General features: G+C 55.2%; 3 protein-coding genes. 2 read left to right on the forward strand and 1 reads right to left on the reverse strand.

Features of this window, described 5'->3' with window-relative positions:
• Nucleotides 1-445: ATP-binding cassette domain-containing protein (locus Q1K23_RS08920; RefSeq protein ID WP_300363963.1), on the reverse strand; the 445-nt coding region annotated here is incomplete at its 3' end.
• A gap of 107 nt (nt 446-552) precedes the next feature.
• Here Q1K23_RS08920 and Q1K23_RS08925 point away from each other — a divergent pair.
• Both Q1K23_RS08925 and prmC read left to right on the forward strand, forming a co-directional pair.
• Nucleotides 553-1,803, forward strand: a complete 1,251-nt coding sequence (locus Q1K23_RS08925; RefSeq protein ID WP_300363965.1) for a M48 family metallopeptidase — start codon at nt 553-555, stop codon at nt 1,801-1,803.
• Nucleotides 1,800-2,624, forward strand: a complete 825-nt coding sequence (gene prmC, locus Q1K23_RS08930; protein ID WP_300363967.1) for a peptide chain release factor N(5)-glutamine methyltransferase — start codon at nt 1,800-1,802, stop codon at nt 2,622-2,624. Before Q1K23_RS08925 ends, prmC begins: the two co-directional genes overlap by 4 nt.
• Nucleotides 2,625-2,826: the final 202 nt, after the last annotated feature.

Consider the following 2,826-nt stretch of genomic DNA (forward strand, 5'->3'; position numbering starts at 1 on the left):
GGTCGAACTCCCTGAGGATCCGCTCGATCTTGTCGTCGAGGTTCCAGGCGTTGTGGTAATCGAGGAAGGCGGTGAGTCTGGCGTGCTCCTCCAGCAGTGTGCGGTTTTCGAAATCTTCGGCGAGCTGCGCGGATATCTCTTCGTAGCGGCTTTTGGCCTGCTGGATCTCGGTGAGCTCCTTTTCGATGGCGTCGCGCACCGAGACCCCCGCTTCGAACGTGGGCTGCTGCTCGAGCATCTCGATGCGTATCCCCTGTCTGACGATCCTTTGGCCGGCGTCGGGCTCGATCTCGCCGCTGACGATCTTCATCAGCGTACTCTTGCCGCTGCCGTTGCGGCCTACGATGACGATGCGTTCATATTCGTCAATATGAAAATTGATCCCCTCAAAAATGATCTGGGATTCGAACTGTTTGTCGACTTCGAGCAGGTCTACGAGGGCCATAAATACCTTTTCTTACGTTGTTGAGTTAGATTGATCTTTTGGAATTGGATTTTAACCTATCTTGGCTATAATCCTGATAATTCGATAGAAACGAGGTCATTCCGAACATGGTTCAAGCACTCTCCATCATCTTCTTTCTCTATGTCCTGATCAAGGTCTATATCAGCGTCATGCAGATCGGCTACGTCGCCAAAGCCAAAAACATGCCGCCGGTTCTGATGAAACCGAGCAGCTGGATGAAGTCGGCGCGCTACCTGATCTCAAACGAACGGCTCAAGATCGTCGAAACGCTGGTGGAGTACGCGCTCTTCGTCTTCTGGCTCTCATGGGGTATCCGCTGGCTCGATACGATGACGTGGAACATGGACCCGATCATGCAGGCGGTCGTCGCCGTGGATCTCTTTCTGATCGTCAACTACGTCGTAGAGCTTCCCTTTTCCATCTACAAGACCTTCGTCATCGACGAGCGTTTCCGGTTCAACCACTCGACCCCGGAACTCTTCGTCAAAGACCAGATCAAAGGGGGGCTTCTGACCCTGGTGGTCGCGTCGGTTCTGAGTGCGGCGGTGGCGTGGATCATCGTCAACGTGCCGATGTGGTGGTTCGTCAGCTTCCTGTTGATCTTCGCCGTCATCGTGCTGCTGAACCTTCTCTATCCGACTCTCATCGCTCCGATGTTCAACAAATTCACGCCGCTTCAGAACGAAGCGCTCAAAGAGAAGATCGACGCGCTCATGCAAAGAAGCGGTTTCGAGAGCGAAGGGGTTTTCGTCGTCGACGCCAGCAAACGCGACGCCCGGCTCAACGCCTATTTCGGCGGTCTTGGAAAGACCAAGCGGGTCGTGCTCTTCGACACGCTGCTGGAGAAACTCAGCGACAGCGAACTCTTGGCGGTACTGGGTCACGAACTGGGCCACTACAAACATCACGACATCTACAAGAACATCGCGATGCTGGGAGGCATACTCTTCGTCGGTTTCTACATCTTCGGTCATCTTCCCACTTCGCTCTTCATGGAACTGGGTGTGCGGGAGACACCGGCGATGCTGATGGTCCTCTTTCTGCTGATGATTTCGGTATTCATCTTCATCTTCATGCCGATCATGAGTTTCGTCAGCCGTCAGAACGAATACGCCGCGGACAAATACGCCGTCGAAATGTGCGGCAGCGAGGATCTGATCCGTGCCCTGAAAAAGCTGGTCGACGAGAACAAGAGCTTTCCGATGGCCCACAGACTGACGATCTTCTTCTACCACTCCCATCCGCCGATCGTCGAGCGTCTCAGGGCATTGGGCGACAAGAGCGTCCGTGACGACGGCAAAGAGGACGAAGCGCTCAAAGGAGAGTTCACCGTATGACGATCGAGGAGGCGCTGCGCGAAGCCTCGGTGATTTTGTCGAAGGTCTCCGAGCGTCCCCGCCTGGAGGCGGAGATCCTGATGGCCCACCATCTACGGAAAGAGCGCACGTGGCTCCATATGCACGGCGACAGCGACCTGGAGGATCCCGAGGGGTTCTGGCGCCTGGTGGAGCGGCGCAAAAAGAGCGAACCGATCGAATACATCACGGGCCGCGTCTCCTTCTACGACATCTGGCTCGAAGTGGGGGAGGGGGTACTGATCGCCCGTCCCGAGACGGAGCTGCTGGTGGACATGGCCGCGGAGGTGATCCGCAAACACGGCCTGAAACGTATCTGCGAGATCGGTGTCGGCAGCGGTGCCGTGAGTGTCGTGCTGGCCCGGAAGTTTCCCGATCTGCAGATCACGGCGACCGATATATCCGAAGACGCCCTGAAATACGCCCGAAAAAACATCGCCGCATACGGCCTGCAGGAGCGCATCACGCTGGTCCATACCGATCTGCTGGAGGGTGTGGACGAAGAGGCGTGCGAAATGATCGTCTCGAACCCGCCCTACATCTGCCGGGAGTTCCTGCTTCCCCATTCGGTCCGGTACGAACCCCAGAATGCCCTGATCGGCGGAGAGTGCGGCGACGAACTGCTCAAAGCGATCATCCTGGAGGCCAAACGCCGCGGCGTGCCCCACCTGGTCTGCGAGATGGGGTACGACCAAAGAGAGTCGATCGCCGCCTTCTGCAAGGAACAGGGCCTGCCCGAACCCAGATTCTACAAGGATCTGGCGGGGCTGGACAGAGGATTTTATCTCCAGTTAAAAGTTTAAGAGTGAAAAACTAAAAGTTTTGGAAAAGTCGCTGCGCTTCTTTTTCATTGGAAAAAATGGTCCGATGTGAAGCATCGGTTCACATGAACTTTTCACTTTTAGTTTTTAACTTTTCACTAAAAAAAGAGGAACCATGCAACCAAACCAAACCACAACACCACCCAAGTCCCCCATCGAACTCTCGATGCCGAAAAAACTCTGG

This window comes from Hydrogenimonas sp., assembly GCF_029933015.1.
In the GTDB taxonomy this organism is placed as follows: Bacteria; Campylobacterota; Campylobacteria; order Campylobacterales; family Hydrogenimonadaceae; genus Hydrogenimonas.